This window comes from Sphingobium sp. LMC3-1-1.1 (assembly GCF_040676285.1).
Lineage (GTDB): Bacteria > Pseudomonadota > Alphaproteobacteria > Sphingomonadales > Sphingomonadaceae > Sphingobium.
In genome coordinates this window covers 51,243-73,442 of record NZ_JBEGHQ010000045.1, presented here as the reverse complement: position 1 = coordinate 73,442, position 22,200 = coordinate 51,243, and the positions used below count along the sequence as shown (strand labels likewise).

Annotated in this window: 18 protein-coding genes and 1 tRNA gene; 9 read left to right on the top strand and 10 right to left on the bottom strand. The window is 63.7% G+C overall.

The genetic code is table 11. The features are described from left to right. Positions 1-8: 8 nt before the first annotated feature. Positions 9-1,169 (bottom strand): succinyl-diaminopimelate desuccinylase, encoded by a 1,161-nt coding sequence (gene dapE / locus MRBLMC3_RS17835; RefSeq protein ID WP_363830963.1) that lies wholly within the window; start codon positions 1,167-1,169, stop codon positions 9-11. A gap of 208 nt (positions 1,170-1,377) precedes the next feature. Here dapE and MRBLMC3_RS17830 point away from each other — a divergent pair, with 208 nt between their 5' ends. Together MRBLMC3_RS17830 and MRBLMC3_RS17825 are read left to right on the top strand one after the other, a co-directional pair. Further along, the gene (locus tag MRBLMC3_RS17830) at positions 1,378-1,821 is read left to right on the top strand and encodes a cupin domain-containing protein (RefSeq protein ID WP_363830960.1); all 444 of its coding nucleotides are present in this window, start codon (positions 1,378-1,380) and stop codon (positions 1,819-1,821) included. A gap of 20 nt (positions 1,822-1,841) precedes the next feature. After that, positions 1,842-2,849, top strand: a complete 1,008-nt coding sequence (locus MRBLMC3_RS17825) for a S66 peptidase family protein (protein WP_414714668.1) — start codon at positions 1,842-1,844, stop codon at positions 2,847-2,849. 11 nt (positions 2,850-2,860) lie between these two features. Here MRBLMC3_RS17825 and MRBLMC3_RS17820 read toward each other — a convergent pair whose 3' ends face one another. From MRBLMC3_RS17820 to MRBLMC3_RS17805, 4 genes are all read right to left on the bottom strand, one after another. Then, positions 2,861-3,199 carry a hypothetical protein gene (locus MRBLMC3_RS17820; protein WP_133653387.1) on the bottom strand — a complete coding sequence of 113 codons (339 nt, stop codon included), beginning with the start codon at positions 3,197-3,199 and terminating at the stop codon, positions 2,861-2,863. A 37-nt stretch (positions 3,200-3,236) separates the two neighbouring features. Then, positions 3,237-3,413, bottom strand: a complete 177-nt coding sequence (locus MRBLMC3_RS17815) for a hypothetical protein (protein WP_166666373.1) — start codon at positions 3,411-3,413, stop codon at positions 3,237-3,239. A 104-nt stretch (positions 3,414-3,517) separates the two neighbouring features. After that, positions 3,518-4,012: a vgr related protein gene (locus tag MRBLMC3_RS17810; RefSeq protein WP_363830957.1), complete on the bottom strand. Its 495-nt coding sequence runs from the start codon at positions 4,010-4,012 to the stop codon at positions 3,518-3,520. Then, the gene (locus tag MRBLMC3_RS17805; protein ID WP_363830954.1) at positions 4,009-4,485 is read right to left on the bottom strand and encodes a copper chaperone PCu(A)C; all 477 of its coding nucleotides are present in this window, start codon (positions 4,483-4,485) and stop codon (positions 4,009-4,011) included. The genes MRBLMC3_RS17810 and MRBLMC3_RS17805 overlap by 4 nt, the downstream gene beginning before the upstream one ends. 177 nt (positions 4,486-4,662) lie before the next feature. Here MRBLMC3_RS17805 and dnaK point away from each other — a divergent pair, with 177 nt between their 5' ends. Together dnaK and dnaJ are read left to right on the top strand one after the other, a co-directional pair. Then, positions 4,663-6,561, top strand: coding sequence for a molecular chaperone DnaK (dnaK, locus tag MRBLMC3_RS17800; protein ID WP_363830951.1), 1,899 nt, complete (start codon positions 4,663-4,665; stop codon positions 6,559-6,561). A 129-nt stretch (positions 6,562-6,690) separates the two neighbouring features. Continuing rightward, entirely contained in the window at positions 6,691-7,821 is a 1,131-nt protein-coding gene (gene dnaJ / locus MRBLMC3_RS17795; RefSeq protein ID WP_363739434.1) for a molecular chaperone DnaJ, read from the top strand. A gap of 60 nt (positions 7,822-7,881) precedes the next feature. Here the strand turns inward: dnaJ and MRBLMC3_RS17790 are convergent, their stop codons facing one another. From MRBLMC3_RS17790 to MRBLMC3_RS17780, 3 genes are all read right to left on the bottom strand, one after another. Then, entirely contained in the window at positions 7,882-9,162 is a 1,281-nt protein-coding gene (locus MRBLMC3_RS17790; RefSeq protein ID WP_363830948.1) for an APC family permease, read from the bottom strand. 146 nt (positions 9,163-9,308) lie between these two features. Further along, positions 9,309-11,111: an acyl-CoA dehydrogenase C-terminal domain-containing protein gene (locus MRBLMC3_RS17785; protein ID WP_363830945.1), complete on the bottom strand. Its 1,803-nt coding sequence runs from the start codon at positions 11,109-11,111 to the stop codon at positions 9,309-9,311. Positions 11,112-11,147: 36 nt separating this feature from the next. Further along, positions 11,148-11,555, bottom strand: coding sequence for a MerR family transcriptional regulator (locus MRBLMC3_RS17780; protein WP_363739438.1), 408 nt, complete (start codon positions 11,553-11,555; stop codon positions 11,148-11,150). A gap of 140 nt (positions 11,556-11,695) precedes the next feature. Between MRBLMC3_RS17780 and MRBLMC3_RS17775 the strand changes: the two genes are divergently transcribed. The 5 genes from MRBLMC3_RS17775 (at position 11,696) to MRBLMC3_RS17755 (ending at position 17,540) form a co-directional block, all read left to right on the top strand. Next, positions 11,696-12,112 (top strand): DUF2946 family protein, encoded by a 417-nt coding sequence (locus MRBLMC3_RS17775; protein ID WP_363830942.1) that lies wholly within the window; start codon positions 11,696-11,698, stop codon positions 12,110-12,112. Between the two features lie 40 nt (positions 12,113-12,152). After that, positions 12,153-14,171: a TonB-dependent receptor family protein gene (locus MRBLMC3_RS17770; RefSeq protein WP_363830940.1), complete on the top strand. Its 2,019-nt coding sequence runs from the start codon at positions 12,153-12,155 to the stop codon at positions 14,169-14,171. Positions 14,172-14,213: 42 nt separating this feature from the next. Then, positions 14,214-15,836, top strand: coding sequence for an NAD(P)/FAD-dependent oxidoreductase (locus tag MRBLMC3_RS17765; RefSeq protein ID WP_363830938.1), 1,623 nt, complete (start codon positions 14,214-14,216; stop codon positions 15,834-15,836). 402 nt (positions 15,837-16,238) lie between these two features. Further along, positions 16,239-16,739: an energy transducer TonB family protein gene (locus tag MRBLMC3_RS17760; RefSeq protein WP_363739445.1), complete on the top strand. Its 501-nt coding sequence runs from the start codon at positions 16,239-16,241 to the stop codon at positions 16,737-16,739. A 432-nt stretch (positions 16,740-17,171) separates the two neighbouring features. Continuing rightward, on the top strand, positions 17,172-17,540 hold the full coding sequence (locus MRBLMC3_RS17755) for a thermonuclease family protein (RefSeq protein ID WP_133653376.1): 369 nt from the start codon (positions 17,172-17,174) through the stop codon (positions 17,538-17,540). Positions 17,541-17,610: 70 nt separating this feature from the next. On the opposite strand, the gene MRBLMC3_RS17750 is transcribed toward MRBLMC3_RS17755, so the two are convergent. Together MRBLMC3_RS17750 and rpoC are read right to left on the bottom strand one after the other, a co-directional pair. Next, positions 17,611-17,684: transfer RNA gene (locus MRBLMC3_RS17750), tRNA-Gln, on the bottom strand. Positions 17,685-17,918: 234 nt separating this feature from the next. After that, positions 17,919-22,175 carry a DNA-directed RNA polymerase subunit beta' gene (rpoC, locus tag MRBLMC3_RS17745; protein ID WP_363739447.1) on the bottom strand — a complete coding sequence of 1,419 codons (4,257 nt, stop codon included), beginning with the start codon at positions 22,173-22,175 and terminating at the stop codon, positions 17,919-17,921. Between the last annotated feature and the right edge of the window lie 25 nt (positions 22,176-22,200).

Below are 22,200 nucleotides of genomic sequence, written 5' to 3'. Positions count from 1 at the left end.
CCCTCAGGTCATGACTGGGCGGGCGTCCCGGTCGCCAGCGCGCGCATGGTGACCAGCCGGTAAATCTCCGTCAGGTCGCGCAGATCCGCCAGAGCCACCGCTTCGTCCAGCTTGTGCATGGTTGCGTTGTTGAGGCCGAATTCGACCACGGGGCACAGGCGCGAGAGGAAGCGGGCGTCGGACGTGCCGCCGGTAGTCGACAGTTCCGCCACCACCCCGGTCACGTCGCGGATCGCGCCAGCAACCATATCGGACAGCATGCCGGGTTCGGTCAGGAAGGGTTCGCCGCTGATCTTCGCGTCCACCCTGCCGCCTTCGGCCGCGGCGATGGCGGTGATGCGGTCGACCAGTTCCGCGCCGCCATGTTCGTTGTTGAAGCGGATGGAGATGCGGGCCTGCGCGGCGGCGGGGATGACATTGGTGGTCGGGTTGCCGACATTCAGGTCGGTGATCTCTATATTGCTCGCCTGGAACCAGTCATTGCCCTCGTCCAGCACCAGAGCGTCGATGGCGGACAGGATGCGGATCAGGCGGGGGATCGGATTGTCGGCCAGATGCGGATAGGCGACATGGCCCTGCACGCCGTCGACATGGATCCACATGTTGACTGATCCGCGCCGGCCGATCTTGATGACGTCGCCCAGTCGCCGGGAGGAGGTGGGCTCGCCCACCAGGCACAGGTCGGGGCGCAGCCCATGGGCGGCCATCCGGTCCATCAGGGCCAGAGTGCCATGGACAGCCGCGCCTTCCTCATCGCCCGTGATGATCAGGCTGATCGTGCCGGGCAGGTCTTCGGGCAGGTCATGCAGGGCGGCGACATAGGCGGCGATCGCACCCTTCATGTCGACGGCGCCGCGCCCGTAAAGCAGGTCGCCCCGTATCTCTGGCGTGAACGGATCGCTCGCCCAGCCATTGCCCGGCGGAACCACGTCCAGATGCCCGGCAAAGGCAAAATGCCTGCCCGGCCCGGTTGTCCGCCACGCCAGCAGATTTTCTACCGGTCCGTCCGGCGCCTCTCCGGCCAGGAAGCGGTCGATGGTGAAGCCCAGGGGTTTCAGCATCGCCTCCAGCACCGCGAACACATCCCCCGTGGCGGGCGTCACGGACGGACAGGCGATCAGTTGTTCGGCTATGTCGATGGATCTGGCATCGGCGCTGGTCTTGCTCATGGGGTTGCGTTAGAGCATTTTGAAGCTGTCTGGAACAGACAGCGGCTCGCAAAATGCGTTAGAGACCAGCGCGCATTTTGAAGCTGTCTGGAACAGACAGTGGCTCGCAAAATGCGTTGAAGGCCGACGCGCATTTGAAGCTGTCTGGAATGGGTGCGAGGCGCGCATGCATAGGATGCAAGCGGCGCTGCCGGCAGGAGGATATGTCATGCCCAAGGTTGACCTGGCGGCCGTCGAAGAGACCAATCGAACGGGCTATCCGCCGGTTTATGCCGGTGCGGTCGCCGGGCGGTGGGTGCGCAAGCTGGGCCCCGTGACCGGCCTGTCCGATTTCGGCATCAGCCATGTGGTTCTGAAGCCCGGTGCGGCATCATCCCAGCGGCACTGGCATGAGGATGAGGACGAGTTCGTCGTCATGCTGAGCGGGCAAGCGGTGCTGGTCGAGGAGGGAAGCCGCACGCCGCTGCACGTCGGCGATATGGCATCGTTCCCGAAGGGCGAGCCCAATGGTCATCAGCTGGTGAACGAAAGCAGCGAGGATTGCGTGTTCCTTGCCGTTGGGCGCGTTCCACTGGGGGATGCGCATTATCCCGACATCGACATGCAGTGGGCCGGGGGCACCTATAGGCGCAAGAATGGAAGCGTCTTTTGAGGCTGGACCGCCGGGGTTTGATGGCCGTGCTGGGCGCCGCGATGGCAGCGCCCGGCGCCTTGGCCGCATCCGCCGCGGACCCGGTGAAGCCGCCCCGGCTTCGTCCGGGAGACAGTGTCGGCCTGATCGAACCGGCAGGTTTTACCGACGACGCCTTCGACCTCGACCTGGTCAAGGAAACGATCGTCGCCATGGGGCTGGTGCCCAGGCCCGCCAGGCATCTGGTCGATCGTTACGGCTATCTGGCCGGGACGGATGCGGAGCGGGCCGCCGACGTCAATGCGATGTTCGCCGATCAGCAGGTGCGGGCGGTGTTCGCCACGCGCGGCGGATGGGGCTGCGCCCGCATCCTGCCTTATCTCGACTTCGCGACGATCCGGGCCAATCCCAAGCTGCTGGTCGGATTTTCCGACATCACGGCGCTGCATCTGGCGTTCGCGGCGCGGGCCGGTTTCGTCACGATCCACGGGCCCAATGCCGCGAGCAGTTGGCCGCGCTTTTCCTGGGATGCCTTTCGCGCCGTCGCCTTCGACGGGGCGACGCCGTTGATGGCCAGTCCAGAGGGGCATGAAGACAGGCTGGTGCAGCGCAGCGGGCGCATATTGACGTTCCGCGGAGGGAAGGCGAGCGGGCGGCTGCTGGGCGGGAACCTGACTGTGCTGTCGACGATGATGGGAACGCCGTGGCTGCCTGATTTCGACGGAGCGATCCTGTTCATCGAGGATGTGAGCGAGCAGCCCTATCGGATCGACCGGATGCTCACCCAACTGGCGCTCGCCGGCGTGCTGGGCAAGGTGGCGGGCGTCGTGTTCGGGCAATGCACCGATTGCGGCCCGAGCGGCGCTTCCTATGGCGGATTTACCCTGGCGGAGGTGTTGCAGCAGCATCTGGCGCCCCTTGGTGTTCCGGCCTTCCAGGGTGCGCTGTTCGGCCATGTCGCCAGCCAGTTCAGTCTGCCGGTGGGCTGCCGTGCGGAGATCGATGCCGATGCGGGTACGATCCGGCTGCTGGAGCCGGCAGTCCGATAATAGAAGCACCATCAGGGCCGGACATAGGCGCCACGGCCGTCCGGAGGAACGAGCGACCTGTCCTTGATCTTCAGGACAAGCGTCTCGAAGCCTGGTTCGGGTACATCCTTCGTCTTTTCGGAGGTGAGGATGACGGATCCGTCCTTTTCGGCCCATCGACCCTCCGCGAACAGATCAAGCGCGCCATAGGCCAGATACCATTGGAAACGGCCGTCCGGGCGGAGCATCAGTTCCGAGCCGGTCTCCATCACGCCGTTAAGATAATAATGGCCAGCCCACCGGGACTCTTGCGCCCAGGCCGGTCCGGCAAGGAAGACCGCGAGGGGCAGGAGGGCAGTCAGGACGCGCATCCGGCGATGATATAGCAGGATGAAGCGGCCTGAAAGACTACCAGGCGCGGGGACTGTGCCCGACGCGACGGGAGACCTGCTGCTCTATCTCGTTGAGCTGGGCCTGGCTGAGGACGCCTGAAACCAGCAGCTTGCGCATCAGCTCGTCCACCAATGCTGCTAGAAAGTGGAGCTCCGCCCGTTCGGACAGAGTGTCGTTGCTGTCGACCTGCATGGCTTGCTCTCCGCGCAAAAGCCTAATTTTAAAGGAGAAGGCGACAGGGGACAGGGCGTCGGGATGCAGCATGTCCCTCGTTGAAGGCGGTCTGGCGTTTATGGTTAAGAAGGCGATCGGCCGATCCTGTCATTCCCTTCCCCTGCGAACGGCAGCAGCGCCTCATAGGTCGTCAGCGGCGGCTTGCCTTCCACGCGAATCCCGCGCCGCATGAGGAAGGCGTGCCGCACGATTTCCGCCTGCTGTTCCAGGCCATAGCGGTGAAAGGGCCTGCCCGGCACAATCTCATAGTCATAGCGGCAAAAGGGGTGGCGCATCAGCGGCAGATACCATCTGCCGCCCTGTTGCGCCTGCCAGACATGGGTCATTTCATGGATGAAATGACCCTGTATGTGCAGCGGACTATCGCAGAAATCGGCGCAGAACAGGCCGCTTTCCGGATGGAACCAGAGGTTGCCGTCGGGCGCCATGGTGACTTGCCGCGGCTGAAACGGCCACCATTTGCGGTTGTGCACGCGGACGCGCCGATAATCGATGGCGGCGGCGAAAACCGACAGGGCGAGGGCGGCTTCCGCCTCGGTCAGCGGGCGCCCGGTCAATGCGCGTCATGCTCCTTGCCCTGGGGAGCGGGGGTGGGCGCGGCGCCGCCGGGCTTCTGGATGATGGCGTCGACCAGCAGGCGGTCGCCATTGGCGAGCAGGAAGGTGAGCGTCATCTTGCCGCGGCTGATGGCCGTGTCGTTGATGCCCCAGAGCATCAGATGCTTGCCGCCCGGCGCGAAGGCGACCTTGGATTTTGCCGGGATGGGAACGCTGTCGAGCGGCTTCATCGTCATTTTTCCGCCTTCGCTCATGCTCTCATGCATCTCGACCTTCAGCGCATAGTCCGTGAGCACGCCGCGCAGCGCTGTATCCGCATCACCGCCATGGGCGACGAAATAGCCGGAGGATGGCGTGTCCTTGTTGGGGCTGAGCCGCACCCAGGCCTGGTCGACATAGGTGGGCGCGGGGTCGCCGCAGGCGGCGAGGGCCAGAGGGGCGGCAAGGGCGATCAGGGGGTAAAATGCGCGCATGGGCAATGGCTTTCTTGATGTCCCGTTTCCGGTCGTTTCCCAGAGGTAATCGTCACAGCTTCTTGTGCCAAGCAAAAGCGCGCCTATATCCCTTGCGCAAACGCCCTTGCCTTGGCGCTTTCGTGAGGTATGGGGCCGTCAACCGCTGAATATGATTTGGGGTTCAAAGAGGACACAATGGCAAAAGTAATCGGTATCGACCTGGGCACCACCAACAGCTGCGTTGCTGTGATGGATGGCGGCAAGCCCAAGGTTATCGAAAATGCGGAAGGTGCGCGCACGACGCCCTCCATCGTCGCCTTCACCAAGGATGGCGAACGACTGATCGGCCAGCCCGCAAAGCGTCAGGCCGTCACCAATCCCGACAATACGGTCTTTGCGGTGAAGCGCCTGATCGGCCGCCGTTTCGACGATCCGATGACCAAGAAGGACATGGAGCTGGTGCCATACAGCATCGCCAAGGGTCCCAATGGCGACGCCTGGGTCAATGCCGGCGGCAAGGATTATTCGCCCTCGCAGATTTCCGCCTTCACCCTGCAGAAGATGAAGGAAACCGCCGAGAGCTATCTGGGCGAAACGGTCACGCAGGCGGTCATCACCGTTCCCGCCTATTTCAACGACGCCCAGCGTCAGGCGACCAAGGACGCCGGCCAGATCGCGGGCCTGGAAGTTCTCCGCATCATCAACGAGCCGACCGCGGCCGCGCTCGCCTATGGGCTGGAGAAGCAGGACGGCAAGACCATCGCGGTCTATGACCTTGGCGGCGGCACCTTCGACATCTCGATCCTGGAGATCGGCGACGGCGTGTTCGAGGTGAAGTCAACCAATGGTGACACTTTCCTGGGCGGCGAGGATTTCGACGCCAAGCTGGTGGAATATCTGGCGGAGGACTTCAAGAAGGCTGAGGGCATCGACCTCACCAAGGACAAGCTGGCTTTGCAGCGCCTGAAGGAAGCGGCGGAAAAGGCGAAGATCGAGCTGTCTTCTGCGCAGTCGACCGAAGTCAACCTGCCCTTCATCACCGCTGACCAGAATGGTCCCAAGCACCTCGTCAAGAACATCACCCGCGCCGATCTGGAACGGCTGGTGGCCGACCTCATCAAGCGGACGATGGAGCCTTGCAAGAAGGCGCTGGCCGATGCCGGCGTATCCGCGAGCGAGATCAGCGAAGTGGTGCTGGTCGGCGGCATGACCCGCATGCCCAAGGTGCGCGAGGCCGTGAAGGACTTCTTCGGCAAGGAACCGCACACCGGCGTGAACCCCGACGAAGTCGTCGCCATGGGCGCGGCGATCCAGGCGGGCGTGTTGCAGGGCGACGTCAAGGACGTGCTGTTGCTGGACGTGACCCCGCTGTCGCTGGGCATCGAAACGCTGGGTGGCGTGTTCACCCGCATGATCGACCGCAACACCACTATCCCGGCCAAGAAGTCGCAGGTCTATTCGACCGCCGATGACAATCAGCAGGCGGTGACGATCCGCGTGTTCCAGGGCGAGCGCGAAATGGCGGCGGACAACAAGCTGCTCGGCCAGTTCGACCTGGTCGGCATTCCCCCTGCACCGCGCGGCGTGCCGCAGATCGAGGTGACGTTCGACATCGACGCCAACGGTCTGGTCAATGTCCATGCCAAGGACAAGGGCACGGGCAAGGAACAGCAGATCCGCATCCAGGCTTCGGGTGGCCTTTCGGACGCCGACATCGACCAGATGGTCAAGGATGCCGAGCGTTTTGCCGAGGAAGACAAGAAGAAGCGCGAATCGGCCGAGGCGAAGAACAATGCCGAGAGCCTGATCCACACCACCGAGCAGCAGCTTTCCGAGCATGGCGACAAGGTGGATGCCGGCCTGAAGTCGGAAATCGAGACCGCGATCGCCGCGACCAAATCGGCGGTCGAGGGCGGCGACGCTGAAGCAATGAAGGCGAAGGCGCAGGAACTGGCGCAGGTCGCGATGAAGCTGGGCCAGGCCATTTACGAGAAGGAGCAGGCGGCTGCGGCTGCTCCGGGCGCGGACGCGCCGAAGGCGGATGACGATGTCGTCGACGCTGAATTCTCCGAAGTGGACGATAACAAGGCGTAAGCTGATGGACGCTCGCCGTCATTCCCGCGCCAGCGGGAATTCATCTCCCAAACATCGCCCCGAGCGTATAGGTTGGAAGATGGACTCCCGTTTTTGCGGGGGTGACGGTGACATGCCGTCGGGGGCGATATGACGACCGAAGTTGATTATTACGAACTGCTCGAGGTCGAGCGCACGGCCGACTCGGCCACGATCAAGAGCGCCTATCGCAAGCTCGCGATGAAATATCACCCGGACAAGACCGGGGGCTGCACCGACAGCGAGGCGAAGTTCAAGGCTGTTTCCGAAGCCTATGAATGTTTGAAGGATCCGCAGAAGCGCGCCGCCTATGACCGCTTTGGCCATGCCGCGTTCCAGAATGGCGGCGGCGGTTTCGGTGGCGGGCGCGGCGGCGGCGGCGGCTTTTCCGACCTGGGCGATATTTTCGAGACGATTTTCGGCCAGGCCGCCGGCGGCTTTGGTGGCGGGCGGCAGGCCCAGCGGCGCGGGGCGGACCTGCGCTATGACATGGAAATCACGCTGGACGATGCCTATCACGGCAAGAAGACCGAGATCGAGATCGAGGTTTCCGCCGCGTGCGAAAGCTGCGAAGGTTCCGGCGCGCAGCCGGGCACCGGCGTCAAGAGTTGCGGCACCTGCCATGGTCATGGCCAGGTGCGGGCGCAACAGGGCTTCTTCGTGGTCGAGCGGACCTGCCCGTCCTGCCATGGCGCGGGGCAGGTCATCGAAAGTCCCTGCCGGAGTTGCCGGGGAGAGGGGCGGGTGGACCGGCCCAAGACGCTGTCGGTAAACATTCCGGCGGGCGTCGATGAAGGCACCCGCATCCGCCTGTCAGGCGAAGGCGAGGCCGGAGCGCGGGGCGCGCCGTCCGGCGATCTCTACATCTTCCTGCATGTGAAGCGGCATGCGATCTTCGAACGGGACGGGACGACGCTGTTCGCCCGCGCGCCGGTCAGCTTCACCACGGCCTCGCTGGGAGGCGTGATCGAAGTGCCGGGCCTTGACGGCCAGCGGCATGAGATCAAGATCCCCAGCGGCATCCAGTCGGGCAAGCAGATCCGCCAGCGCGGCGCGGGCATGCCGGTGTTGAACGGGCGTGGGCAGGGCGATCTGGTGATCCAGGTCGATGTCGAAACGCCGACCAAGCTGACGGCGAAGCAGCGTGAATTGCTGGAGGCGTTCCGCGAGACGGAAACGGGCGAGGAATGCCCGCAGTCGACAGGCTTCTTCAGCAAGCTCAAGGAATTGTGGGGGGACTGAGTTCTTCCCCGTCCTTCAGGGAGGCGGGTCGCTGCAAGGGCGGCAGCATGCGCGCTTGATTCAGGCGCGTTTCCGCCCCTCACGCCGCGCCCAGGCGTAAAAGGGAAATCCCGCCGCCATCAACAGGAAGCTGGCGCCGCTCGGCACCGGTCCCGCGCCCCATAATGTCCAGAGCGCATAGGCAAGGCCCAGCAACGCCGCCGGCACCACGAGCCGGAACCTGAGCGCCGCCAGCGCGCACCCGACATAGAGCCAGAGCGTGGCCGAAGTCGACAGCAGCGCCATCGCCGTGAACAGCGCGACCAGCCCCTGCAAACTGTTGGCGATCAGCATCAGCGTCCCGACCGCGCAGGACAGCAGCAGCGCGTGGACCGGCGTGCCCGAACCGTTCGTTCCTGCAAGCCATCGCGGCAATTCGCCGCCTCGCGCCATGGCCAGCGGCACTTCGCCCTGCAACAATGTCCAGCCATTGAGTGCGCCCAGGCAACTGATCGTGGCGAAGACAGCGATGAATCCCGCTGGCCCCGCTGACCAGTAATGCGCGACATAGGCTGCAAAGGGAGAGCCGGACCGGCTTTCGGCCGCAGGCAGGGTGAGGGCGATGCCGGAGCAGACCAGCAGGTAGATGAGCCCGGTGATCGCTGTGCCGAGCATCGTGGCCCGTGGAATGGTCCTGGCGGGGTCGCGTACCTTGTCGGCCGCGACACTCGCGGATTCGAAGCCCAGCAGCGCCCAGAGCGTGAGCGCAGCCGAGGCGGTGATGCCGGCGCTGGTGAAGCCTTGCGCCGGGAATGGCGCTATCTCCGCCCGCCCATCGCCCAGCGTGACTGCGAGCAGGACCAGCACGACTGCGATCGGGATCAGCTTGATCGCGGTGGTGGCGAGTTGGGTGGCACCTGCCGCCCGCGCGCCGATCAGATTGATGCCGGTCGTCGCCCAGAGGAAGCCGATGGAGGTAAGCGCCCCCATGCCGGGCCGGTTCAGCGCCGGCAGGATGCTGCTGAGATTGGCGGCTGCGGCAACGGCTATGGTGACATTGGTGAAGATCACCGAAATCCAGTAAATCCACCCGATCGCAAATCCGGCGGGGGGGCCGTAGGCACGGGTGATGAACTGAGCCGTGCCGCCGACATCGGGCATCAGCACGGTGAGCCGCGCGACGACATAGGCGAGAAGCAGCGATCCGGCGATGGTGAATATCCACCCCGCCACGGCATCCCAGCCGAACGGTGCGAGTGCAGCCGGGAGCAGGAACACGCCCGATCCGATCATATTGCCCATCACCAGCGCAATACAGGCGGGAAGACCGAGCGTTCGGTTCGCCGTAGGAGGCCCGTTCACGAAGCGGCTCGCTGCATCATCCGCCTGTTGATGGGCTTATGCAGTGTCGCGCGCAATGGGATAACGCAGCAGATCGCCTTCAGGAGCTTGCCCTCTTCTCCTGAAATCGATCTGCACAGCGGCCCGAACCTTGCCTGGCGTAAAGATCAGGCAGCCAGGAACATTTCCGGATCAAGCGCCATCAGGCTGTCGGCGCCACCCTCGATCTTCCGGCGGAGCGCGCCGGCGTCCGGCATGATGCGTTCCGCGAAGAAACGGGCGGTCACCAGCTTGGCCTCCATGAACTTGGCGTCGCCTTCGCCAGCCGCCAGCAGGGCCGTCGCGGCCCTGGCCATGCGCAGCCACATAAGGCCCGTCGCGACGATGCCCACGATGTGCATGTAATGCACCGCGCCAGCCCCGGCATTGTCCGGGTTCTTCATCGCGTTCTGCATCAACCACATGGTCGCCGCGCCAAGCTGTCCGCTCGCCTTCTCCAGAGCTTCGGCAATGGGGGCGAGCTTTTCATCGCCCTTGGCCTGCGCCACTTCGTCCGCGACGATCTTGAGGAAGGCCTGAAGCGCGCGACCGCCGTTCATGGGCAGTTTGCGCCCGACAAGGTCCATCGCCTGCACGCCGTTGGTGCCCTCGTAGATCTGGGCGATGCGGGCGTCGCGGACATATTGTTCGACGCCATTTTCCCAGATGTAGCCATGGCCGCCGAATACCTGCTGCGCCACGACGGTGACGTCGAAGCCCTTGTCCGTGCCATAGCCCTTGATCACCGGGGTCAGCAGTTGCACCAGGTCGTCGGCGGCCTGGCGCTCCTCCTCCGTGGCGGCCTGATGCGACAGGTCGACCTGAAGCGCGCCCCACAGCATCAGGGCGCGCAACCCTTCGGTCAGCGCCTTGCCTTCCATCAGCATGCGGCGGACATCGGGGTGGACGAACAGCGTGTCGGCCTTTTCCTGCATGTCCTTGGGCCCGGTCAGGGCGCGGCCCTGGCGGCGGTCATGGGCGTAGGCGGCAGCGTTCTGATAGGCGATCTCCGCCTGGCCCAGGCCCTGCAGGCCGACGCCCAGCCGCGCGGCGTTCATCATGATGAACATGGCGGCGAGACCCTTGTTCTCCTCCCCCACCAGCCATCCGGTCGCACCGTCATAGTTCATGACGCAGGTGGCGTTGCCGTGAATGCCCATCTTGTGTTCCAGCGACCCGCAGGAGACGGCATTGCGATCGCCCAGGGTTCCATCCTCGTTCACCAGGAACTTGGGCACGACGAACAGCGATATGCCCTTGCTGCTGTCGGGCGCGCCCGGGGTCTTCGCCAGGACGAGGTGGATGATGTTTTCCGCCAGGTCGTGCTCGCCCGCGGAAATGAAGATCTTGGTGCCGCTGATGGCGTAGCTGCCGTCGGCATTGGGAACGGCCTTGGTCTTGATGAGGCCGAGGTCGGTGCCCGCATGCGGTTCGGTCAGGTTCATCGTGCCGGTCCACTGGCCCGACACCATGTTGGGGACATATTTCTGCTTCAGTTCATCGCTGCCCTTGGCGAGCAAGGCGGCCACGGCGCCGCTGGTCAGGCCATGGTACATTTCGAAACTGTGGTTGGCGGACAATATATATTCGCTCACCGCCGTCGCCACGACATGGGGCAACCCCTGGCCGCCATATTCGACCGGCGCATTCAGCGTGGTCCAGCCGCCGCCCACATAGGCTTCAAAGGCTGCCTTGAAGCCGGTCGGGGTGCTGACGCTGCCGTCCGGGTGGCGGGTGCAGCCCTCCTTGTCGCCCACTGCGTTCAGCGGGAAAAGAACTTCGGCGGCGATCTTGCCGCCTTCGGTCAGGATCGCATCGACCAGATCGCCAGTCGCATTTTCGAAGCCGGGCAGGTTGGTGTAGCGGTCCAGCCCCACAATGTGGTCGAGCACGAAGCGGGTGTCGCGAATGGGGGCGGCGTAGCTGGGCATGGATCTTCTCCGGACGATTCTGTTCTGGTGAGCGGATTATTTGTGAAGGACGGATACGAACTGGGACAGTTCCGCTATCGCAGCGTCGATGTCGTCTTTTTGCCTGGTCAGCAGGGCGATGCGCGCCTCGCACTTGGCGATGGTGACGCGGCGCTGTTCCTCATGTTCCTCATCCGCATCATAAAGGTCGATCATCTCGCGAATGTCGGACAGGCTGAAGCCGACCCGCTTGCCGCGCAGAATCCAGGCCAGGCGGGCACGGTCGCGTCGCGAATAGATGCGGGCAAGGCCGTGTCGTTCCGGCGCGATCAGCCCTTCATCCTCGTAGAAACGCAGGGCACGGGCGGTGACGCCGAATTCATCCGACAGGTCCGAGATGGTGTAGCTTTGCCGATCGCTGTGATCGGGAAGCTCGATACCGGCGATAGTGGTGCGTTTGTCCATGGCGGCTGGTGTAGCGTTGCTTTACGTTTACGTCAAGGTGAGAGCGATATCCGGGTGATCAAAACCGATCGTCCCTGCCTGGGCGCTTGGCTCTTTTGTCCTAGTGACAGGGCCAGCCGCTGCCGCTAGGGGCTTGTGCCGTGATGGGGGCAGTCAGACGATCGGAAGGGGCAAGGCGCCTGTTGGCGGCGCTGGCTCTGCTCGTGCTGGCGATTCAGCTTGTGGCGCCGTCCGGTTTCATGCCGATGCGGACCGAAAGCGGCGTGGTGGTGACGCTTTGCACCGGGCAGGGCGCGGTCAATGTCGTGGTCGAACGGGCCAGATTCGACCGGAACGACACGTCGGGCAAGCATCGTCCGGATGACGGCGCACCGGGCCAGCAGCATTGCCCCTTCGCCGCATCGGTGCAGCCGCTGGTCCCGCCGCTGGTCCTCGCCGATCTGCCGCTGCCTGCCTGGCAATTGGGTTTCGGGGCGATCGCCTTTGCGCTCAAGACCGGGCTTATCGCCCGGCTGGCTGCGCCTCCACCGCCGTCCTCGGGGCCGCCCGCCTATTGAAAATCCGTCATTTTCCGGGATTTTCAACAAGGGTTTCTTCATGTCAGTCTTTTCCGTTTCGCGCGGCGTTTCGCTGTGCGCGCTCGCCTGTTCCCTGTCCGCTCCTGCCTTGGCCGAAGAGGCCGAGCAGAGCCGGATCATCGTCACCGCCAGCCCCGTCGTCGCGGAAGCCGCGGCGAAGGTCGTCCGCACGCCCGGCGGCGTGGACGTCGTCCCGGCGGAAGATTTCGAGGACAAGCTCGCCGTCTCCCTGCGCGACGCGCTGAGCTTCTCGCCCGGCGTCTATACCCAGCCGCGCTTCGGGCAGGAGGTGCGCATTTCCATTCGGGGGTCCGGCCTGTCCCGTGGCTATCATATGCGGGGCCTGACGCTGTTGCAGGACGGCATTCCGATCAACATGGCCGATGACAATGGCGATTTCCAGGAATTCGACCCGCAGGTCTTCCAGCATCTGGAGGTCTATCGCGGCGGCAATGCGCTGCGTCTGGGAGGATCGACGCTGGGCGGCGCCATCAATGCCGTGACGCCGACCGGGCGCACGGCGCCGGGGGCGGAAGTCCGGCTGGATGGCGGCTCGTTCGACACGCTGCGGGCGAAGGCCGCCTATGGCTATGCCGATGAGCGGGGCGATGCCTGGGCCGCCGTGACGGGGGACCGATCGGACGGCGACCGCGATCATGGACGGCGCCGGGCGCTGCGCTTCAACGGCAATGTCGGGCTCAAGCTGACTGACCGCGTGGAGACGCGCTTCTACGCCAGTGCACAGGCAATCCGGCAGAAGCTGGCGGGTGCGCTCAACGAAAGCGACGCGCTGAACCATCCGGCGAAGGGCAATTTCGCCGGGGATCAGGCGCGCAATATCGATTCGATCCGTTTGCAGAACCGCACGACTGTGGCGCTGGACGGCGGCGAGCTGGCGTTCGGCGCCTATTATAATGCGAAGGCGCTGGACCATCCGATCTATCAGGTGGTGGACCAGAAGTCGGAGGATCGCGGTGTCTTCGCCAGCCTTGATCTGGCGGGCGATCTGGGCGGGATGCCGGTCGAGCTGACATTGGGTGCGCAGGCACGCTTCGGGCAGGGCCGGTTCCGGCAGTTCGTCAATGTGAACGGCAGGGCGGGCGCGCCGACATCCTATCAGAAGGCGCGGGCGCAGACGATCAACAGCTATGGCGAGGCGCGGATCGCGCCAGTCGCCCGGCTGTGGCTGATCGCGGGCGGCATCTATACCCATGGCGAACGGCGGCTCGACAACCGCTTCGCTCCGGTGCGGAGCGGGGATGCGTCCTTCGACGCCTTCGCGCCGAAATTCGGGCTGCTGTTCGAACCAGCGCAGGCTGTGCAATTCTACGCCAATTATGGCCGGTCGGTGGAGTTGCCGGGCTTCATCGAACTGGGGCAGGCGCCTGCGGGCGGGGCGCCGGGCTTCACGCCGCTGGCCCCGCAGAAGGCGTGGACGGCTGAGGTCGGCACGCGCGGGACGCTGGGCATCGCGCATTGGGATGTCAGCTTTTACCGCGCCAGGCTGAGAGGGGAACTGCTGCAATATAATGTCGTGGCGGGGTTATATCCGGCGGCGACCTTCAACGCGGACCGCACGCAGCATCAGGGGATAGAGGCGGGACTGGACCTGACGCTCACCCCATGGGCGAGCCTGCGGCAGGTCTATCAATATAGCGATTTCCGCTTCCGGGGCGATGTGCAGTTCGGGAACAACCGCCTGCCCGTGGTGCCGCGCCATTTCTATCGCGCGGAACTGAAGCTGGGGACGGAGCGGCTGAGCATTTCGCCCGCCGTCGAATGGCTGCCACAGGGAGCCTGGGCCGATTATGCCAATAGCAAGCGGGTCGGGGATTATGCGACGCTGAACCTGGGTGCGCAGGCGGAGGTGAAGAAGGGGCTGACCCTGTTTGTCGATGCGCGCAACCTGACGGCCGAGCGGGCCGTGGGGGATATCAGTGCCGTGGTCGATTATTCGAAGCTCGCGCCCGCCAGCCGGGCGATCTTCTATCCGATCGAAAGGCGCGCCTTTTATGGTGGAATAAGGGCCCGTTTCTAACAGCACTGGAGCCGACTCGGTAATAGGTTTAGGGGCGGGCGGATGTTGCGCCTTTCCGGATTGAAACTGCCCCTGGACCATCCCGACGAGGCGATGGCCGCAGCCATTTGCGAGCGGCTCGGGCTTGAGCCTCAGCAATTGCTGCGCCATGTCGTGGTGCGCCGGGGCAATGATGCGCGGCGCAAGAATGCGATCCAGCTCGTCTACACCGTCGACGTCGAACTGGTCGACGAGGCGGGCGTGCTGGCGCGTTTCGCGAAGGATCAAGACATTCGCCCGCGTCCGGACACGGATTATAAATTCGTGGCCAGCGCGGCGCCCGGCTGGTCGGGCAAGCGCCCCGTCGTGATCGGCGCGGGACCGTGCGGGCTGTTCGCGGGCCTCATCCTGGCGCAAATGGGATTTCGGCCGATCATCCTCGATCGGGGCAAGGTGGTGCGGGAACGTACCAAGGATACCTGGGGCCTGTGGCGCCGGGCCGAACTCAATCCCGACAGCAATGTGCAGTTCGGGGAGGGCGGCGCGGGGACTTTTTCCGACGGGAAGCTCTATTGCCGGGTGAAAGACCCGCGCTTTCTGGGCCGCAAGGTGCTGGAGGAATTCGTTGCGGCGGGCGCGCCGGACGATATTTTGACCGAAGCGCACCCGCATATCGGCACCTTCCGCCTGGTTTCGATGGTGGAATCGATGCGGCGGCAGATCGAGGGGCTGGGCGGTGAATATCGCTGGCAGCACCGGGTCGACGAACTGGAACTGGAGCGGCAGGCGGACGGCACGCAGAAGCTGCGTGGGCTGCATCTGGCGGACGGCAGCTTCATCGAGGCGGACCATGTCGTTCTGGCGGTCGGCCACAGCGCGCGCCCGACCTTCGAAATGCTCCATCGCCGGGGCGTGCATATCGAGGCGAAGCCCTTTTCCATCGGCGTGCGGATCGAGCATCCGCAAAGCTGGATCGACCGGGCGCGCTACGGCAATTGCGCTGGGCATCCGGTGCTGGGCGCCGCCGCCTACAGCCTGGCCCATCATTGCGCCAATGGGCGGACGGTATACAGCTTCTGCATGTGCCCCGGGGGGCGCGTGGTGGCGGCGACTTCCGAGGAGGGGCGCGTCGTCACCAACGGCATGAGCCAATATTCCCGCGCGGAGTTCAACGCCAATTCGGGACTGGTCGTCGGCATCGACCCGGAACGGGATTATCCGGGCGGGCCGCTGGCCGGGATAGAATTGCAGCGCCATTGGGAAAGCATGGCCTTTGTCGCGGGCGGCGAAAGCTATCATGCGCCGGGACAGACCGTGGGGGATTTCCTGGCGGGCCGCGCCTCTACCGGATTGGGGGAGGTCATCCCCTCCTACAAGCCGGGAGTCACCATGACCGACCTGTCGCGCTGCCTGCCCGAATTCGCGCTGGAGGCATTTCGTGAGGCAATTCCCGCCTTCGGCCGACAGATTGCGCGCTACGACCATCCCGATGCGGTGATGACCGGGGTCGAGACGCGCACTTCCTCCCCCATCCGCATCACGCGGGGCAAGGATTTTCAGAGCCTCAACGTGGCGGGTCTTTATCCCGCCGGAGAGGGGGCAGGCTATGCGGGCGGCATCCTTTCAGCGGCCATTGACGGCATCAAGGTCGCGGAAGCGGTGGGGATGAGCATCGCCTCCGACTGATGTGCATGTTCCTGCCTGCACAGGGGCCCGCCATGCTGATTTTTTCCAACAGGACGGCCGTGCCGGCGGCTGCGGCGGCGTTGGAAGCTGCTCTGTCTCCTGAAAAGGCTGAGCCGCTGCGGCGCGGGAGGAGTCGAGTCGCTGGCCCAACGCTTCTTCCCTCACGTCAAAACCGATAAATGACAGGGGGTTGACGGAAATCCCCGCCAGCGCCGGGAGCGATCTCCAGACGGGCCTGATGAAGGCCAATGTTGAAATATTTCCTATGCTGATGAGAATGAAGATTTATCTTCATTACACAAATTGCGTATTTTGTAATATATAGCTTCACGCATCTTTCGGTCATCAGATACGACCGCAGTCGCAATCCAACATAGCATTATACCAGCAGAGGAGGCCCCTATGCGTGCCAGATATTTGGTCCTTTGCTCGTCCTTGCTGCTGTCGACAGGGGTGAGTGCCAGGCAGCCGGGCGATCAACTTACCGTCATTGCGTCCCCGGAAAAGGAGATGAGCTATGAAAAATGGCAGGACCGAACCGCAAACCGCCTGACCGGCAGCATTCGCCGCGCCGCCGATCAGAGTTTCGATCGTTCCGCGACTGGCTATGCCCGGGTCGAGTTCCGCCTGGATGAACTGGGGCGGCCGCAAGCCGTCTCGCTTGCGCAGCCTTCGTCGTCGCGGGCCGTCGATCGCCTGTCGCTGCGCGCCGTCAGGGCGATGGGGCGGCTGACGCCCTTGCCGCCGCAGATTGCAGGGAATTCGCGGTTTGAAGCATGGATCATCGTCGCCAACGATATGTGGCAACGCGATGATATGTTGAACCGGCTCCGCACCGATCACCACGCCCGGATGATGGCGCAGGCGGGCGGCGACCGACCCGTCCTGATTGCGTCGCGCTGAACGCCGCCCTTTCCCCCGGATGGCGTGGCAAGACGCGGACTGGAAGAGCGGTTGGGTGTGGCGTGGTTCGGCCGGCCCGCAGACATGCTTCTTCGCTCTTCCAGTTTCCTCCGTGCACCTGGAATCCAGATTCGCTGTGGGCTAAATGCCTGCCGTCGATGCCGCTCCCTGGCGCAAATTCCGTACCACCATGAATGGTCCGCGACCGGAAATTCCGATATTCTGTATCGGAACGGAACATATTCATTTAAAATGATAAAATAGAATGGAATATCGAGTATAAGCAGGGAGATGGTTCGGGCTTGGGATTGTTGACCGAAATGTGGCGGGCGGATGATTTCAGAAGCAGGATCGCCCTGTTATTGGCAGCCGCAGCGGGGAGAGCATGAGCGGTAAGCCGGGCATTGCCGCTGACGGCGCGTGGTTTGGCCGATGATTGCTGCTCTGTTCTTTGCCTCAGCCCTGACGGTGGTGGATGGCGGCACGCTGCGCGTCAACGGCGAACCGATCAGGCTCCTTGCCATTGAGGCTCCCGACATCATCAACCGATGTCGCAAGCGGAAAGCGTGCCCGCAGGATAATTCCCGGCAAAGCAGGGAAAGCCTGAAGCGCGCATTGCGCGATCCCATCACCATCGTCCCTGTCGCGCGCGACGCCTATGGGCGCACGATCGCCATCGTCTATGCCGGAGGACTCAACATGTCCTGCGAACAGGTCCGCAAGGGCATGGCGGTCTACAGATCCTCATGGGACGTGGGACGCCGCCTGGCCAGGGAATGCCGGTTCCTGAAAAGGCATTGACCGGCTCGGGCGTCCTTTGAGGCCAAAGCCGGGCACCTTTTGCGGTCAGTCGAGGATTTGGAGGAAAGTCTGGATGCCCGACAAGGATTCGAACCTTGATTGACGGAGTCAGAGTCCGCTCTCTTACCATTAGAGGATCGGGCATCAGGATGAGCCATCGGCTCACCGGAGAGGCGCAAATAGGCGGCGATTCTGGATTGGTCAAGAGGATTTGCGACCGGCATCCCGGACAATTGCACAGCCTGCAATGCGGCATGTGCAAAAGAAAACCCGCCGGACAGGCTGTCGCTTCCGGCGGGCTCTTCATCAATCCCTGACGGGTTAGGAAGGACGGGGCCCGCTACCTGAACCAGGAAGCGGGCCCCTATTTCAACGCGCTTATTCCATGTCCTCGGTGGTGAAATCCTCACCCTGGACGACAGCCAGCGGATCGTCGCCGATGGCGGCTTCCGGGCCCTGGCGCAGTTCGGCGGCATGCTCTTCGGCGGCCGTCTTCGGTGCGATCAGGTCGACCTGGCTGGAAGCCCGCAGCGCGGCGCGCATTGCCGCGTCGCGCGACGATGCGGCGACGCGCATGCGGTTCATGCCAGCGCCCGTACCCGCCGGGATGAGGCGGCCGACGATGACGTTTTCCTTGAGGCCCACCAGCGTGTCCTTCTTGCCCTGGACCGCCGCTTCCGTGAGGACGCGGGTGGTTTCCTGGAAGGAAGCCGCCGAGATGAACGAACGCGTCTGGAGCGAGGCCTTGGTGATGCCGAGCAGCACCGGCTTGCCAGCGGCGGGCGCGAAGCCCGGCTGGAGCTTGGCGTTGATCTCGTCCATTTCCTCGCGGTCGATCTGCTCGCCCACCAGCAGCGTGGTGTCGCCGGACTCGATGATCTCGACCTTCTGCAGCATCTGACGAACGATCGTTTCGATGTGCTTGTCGTTGATCTTCACGCCCTGCAAGCGATAGACTTCCTGGATTTCCGCGACCAGATATTCGGCCAGCGGCTCGATGCCGAGAACTTCCAGAATGTCGTGCGGATCGGGCGAACCGCCGATCAGATTGTCGCCGCGCTTCACGAAGTCGCCTTCCTGAACGTCGATCACCTTGCTCTTGGGGATCAGATATTCGACCGGCTCGCCGCCATCCTCGGGATTGATGGCGATCTTGCGCTTCGCCTTGTAATCCTTGAGGAACTGAACGCGGCCCGACACCTTGGCAATGATCGCATTGTCCTTGGGCTTGCGGGCTTCGAACAGTTCGGCGACGCGCGGCAGACCACCGGTGATGTCGCGGGTCTTCGCAGCTTCGCGAGAGACACGCGCCAGCACGTCACCGGCCTGCACCTGAGCGCCGTCATCGACCGACAGGGTTGCGCCGACCGCGAGCATGTAGCGCGCGGCTTCGCCCGACTGATCGTCGAGCAGGGTGAGGCGGGGACGCAGATCCTCCTTGGTGCGGGCGGAACCACGATGCTCGATGACGACGCGCTGGGCAATGCCGGTCGCTTCGTCGGTCTGCTCGGTCAGCGTCTTGTTGTCGATCAGGTCGACATACTTAACGATGCCCGGCTTTTCCGTGATCACCGGCATGGTGAACGGATCCCACTCGGCAAAGCGTTCGCCCTTCTTCACGGTATCGCCATCCGCAAACAGGATGGTGGCGCCGTAAGGCAGGCGGTGCGTTTCGCGCTCGCGGCCTTCGGAGTCGATGATCGCGATCTCGCCGTTGCGGGCAAGCGACAGGCGACGGCCATTCTTGTCGGTGATGGTCGGCATGTCCCGCAGTTCGATCGTACCGTCGGCCATCGATTCAAGGTTCGACGTTTCATTGAAGTTCGCCGCGCCGCCGATGTGGAAGGTACGCATGGTCAGCTGCGTGCCCGGTTCACCGATGGACTGCGCCGCGATGACGCCGACCGCTTCACCGATATTGACCGGCGTACCACGGGCGAGGTCACGGCCGTAGCACTTGCCGCACACGCCCATCCGGCTTTCGCAGATCAGCGGGCTGCGGATCTTCACGGCCTGCGTGCCGATCGCTTCGATCTGGGTGATCATCGCTTCGTCGAGCAGGGTGCCGATGGGGATGACGATGCTGCCATCTTTGGTGTCGACAATGTCCTGCGCCGTGGTGCGGCCCAGGATACGCTCGCCGAGCGAGGCGATGACCGAACCACCCTGAACGATGGCCTTCATCTCCAGCGCCTTTTCGGTGCCGCAATCTTCCTCGACGATCGTGCAGTCCTGCGACACGTCGACCAGACGGCGGGTCAGATAACCCGAGTTCGCCGTCTTGAGCGCGGTGTCGGCCAGACCCTTGCGGGCGCCGTGGGTCGAGTTGAAATATTCAAGGACGGTCAGGCCTTCCTTGAAGTTCGAGATGATCGGCGTTTCGATGATCTCGCCCGACGGCTTGGCCATCAGGCCGCGCATGCCGGCAAGCTGCTTCATCTGCGCCTGCGAACCACGGGCACCCGAATGCGCCATCATGTAGATGGAGTTGATCGGTGCCATGCGGCCGGTTTGCGGATCCTTGGGCTGGGCGCGGATCTCGTCCATCATGGCGTTCGCAACCTGGTCGCCGCAACGGCTCCAGGCGTCGATCACCTTGTTGTACTTTTCCTGCTGGGTGATCAGGCCGTCCTGATATTGCTGCTCATAATCGGCCACCAGCGCCTTGGTTTCGTCAACCATTGCAGTCTTCGAATCCGGGATCACCATGTCGTCCTTGCCGAAGCTGATGCCGGCCTGGAACGCGTGTCGGAAGCCCAGCGCCATGATGGCGTCGGCGAACAGCACCGTGTCCTTCTGGCCAGTGTGACGATAGACCTGGTCGATGACGTCACCGATTTCCTTCTTGGTGAGAAGGCGGTTGACCACGTCGAAGGGCACCTTGTGGCTCTTGGGCAGGCATTCGCCCAGCAGCATGCGGCCCGGCGTCGTTTCGAACCGCTTCATATACTGGTTGCCGGCTTCGTCGGTCTGCGGGACGCGGCTGATGATCTTCGAGTGCAGGGTGACCGCCTTGGCATAGAGGGCCTGGTGGACCTCCTGCATGTCGGCCAGCAGCATACCTTCGCCCGGCTCGCCTTCGCGCTCCATGGACAGGTAATAGATACCCAGGACCATGTCCTGCGACGGCACGATGATCGGCTTGCCGTTGGCGGGGCTGAGGATGTTGTTGGTCGACATCATCAGCACGCGCGCTTCCAGCTGCGCCTCAAGGCTCAGCGGCACGTGGACGGCCATCTGGTCACCGTCGAAGTCGGCGTTGAAGGCCGAGCAGACGAGCGGGTGAAGCTGGATCGCCTTGCCCTCGATCAGCACGGGTTCGAACGCCTGGATGCCGAGGCGGTGGAGCGTCGGCGCGCGGTTCAGCATCACCGGGTGCTCGCGGATCACCTCGTCCAGGATGTCCCAGACTTCCTTGCGCTCCTTCTCGACCCACTTCTTGGCCTGCTTCAGGGTCATGGACAGACCCTTGGCGTCGAGGCGGGCGTAGATGAAGGGCTTGAACAGTTCGAGCGCCATCTTCTTCGGCAGGCCGCACTGATGCAGCTTGAGTTCCGGACCGGTCACGATGACCGAACGGCCCGAATAGTCGACGCGCTTGCCGAGCAGGTTCTGACGGAAGCGGCCCTGCTTGCCCTTGAGCATGTCGGACAGCGACTTCAGCGGACGCTTGTTCGCGCCGGTGATGACGCGGCCGCGACGGCCATTGTCGAACAGGGCGTCGACGGCCTCCTGCAACATGCGCTTTTCGTTGCGGACGATGATGTCCGGCGCACGCAGTTCCATCAGGCGCTTCAGGCGGTTGTTGCGGTTGATGACGCGACGGTAGAGGTCGTTCAAGTCCGACGTCGCGAAACGGCCGCCGTCCAGCGGCACCAGCGGGCGCAGTTCCGGCGGGATGACCGGCACGACGTCCAGGATCATCCATTCGGGACGGTTGCCCGATTCCAGGAAGCTCTCAACCACCTTCAGGCGCTTGATGATCTTCTTGGGCTTCAGTTCCGACTTGGTGACGGCCAGCTCGTCCAGCAGTGCCTGCTTCTCGCCCTCAAGGTCGAGGTCCATCAGCATCTGCTTGACCGCTTCCGCGCCGATGCCGGCGGAGAAGGCGTCCTCGCCATATTCGTCCTGCGCGTCGAGCAGCTCGTCTTCGGTCAGGAGCTGGAACTTCTCCAGCGGGGTCAGGCCCGGCTCGGTGACGATGTAGGATTCGAAATAGAGGACGCGCTCAAGCTGCTTCAACTGCATGTCGAGCAGCAGGCCGATGCGCGAGGGCAGCGACTTCAGGAACCAGATGTGCGCGACCGGCGCGGCCAGTTCGATATGGCCCATCCGCTCGCGGCGGACCTTCGACACCGTGACCTCGACACCGCACTTTTCGCACACGATGCCCTTGTACTTCATGCGCTTGTACTTGCCGCACAGGCACTCATAGTCCTTGATCGGACCGAAGATGCGGGCGCAGAACAGGCCGTCACGTTCGGGCTTGAACGTACGATAGTTGATGGTTTCCGGCTTCTTGATCTCGCCGAAGGACCAGCTGCGGATGCGCTCCGGGGAGGCGAGGCCGATCTGGATCTGGTCGAAGGTTTCCGGCTTCTGGATCGGATTGGCGAAGTTCGTCAGTTCGTTCATATCTCAAGTCCCTCTAGAGGGTAAA